The sequence below is a fragment of the Halorubrum sp. SP9 genome, from assembly GCF_005435015.1.
Lineage (GTDB): Archaea > Halobacteriota > Halobacteria > Halobacteriales > Haloferacaceae > Halorubrum > Halorubrum sodomense.
The window spans coordinates 1-304 of record NZ_SGXU01000590.1 but is presented as its reverse complement, the minus strand read 5'-3'; the positions used below and the strand labels follow the sequence as shown (position 1 = coordinate 304).

Genomic DNA, 304 nt, shown 5'->3' with positions numbered 1-304 from the left:
GTTCACGTTCTGCTTGACAATATCCACTGCCTCATCGACCTCTTTCAATGTGTTTCCCTTCCCGAATCCGAATCTAATAGACGACTGAATCCGGTCCTGGTCATCCAACATAGCTGTTAGCACATGCGACTCTGTCGTTTCCATCGTTGAACAGGCAGAGCCCGTTGCGGCGTAAACACCATCTTCACTTAATCTCGCAACCAGACGCTGATCATTCGTCCCCAGAATGCTCATGTTGAGATTGTTGGGCAGCCGCTGTTCGGGATGGCCATTCACCAGAACATCGTCAACCTCGTCAAGGAGT

General features: G+C 50.3%; 1 protein-coding gene. It reads right to left on the bottom strand.

All coding sequences use genetic code 11. From position 1 onward, the window contains the following. Window positions 1-304: aminotransferase class V-fold PLP-dependent enzyme (locus tag EXE45_RS18685; protein ID WP_137695183.1), on the bottom strand; the 304-nt coding region annotated here is incomplete at both ends.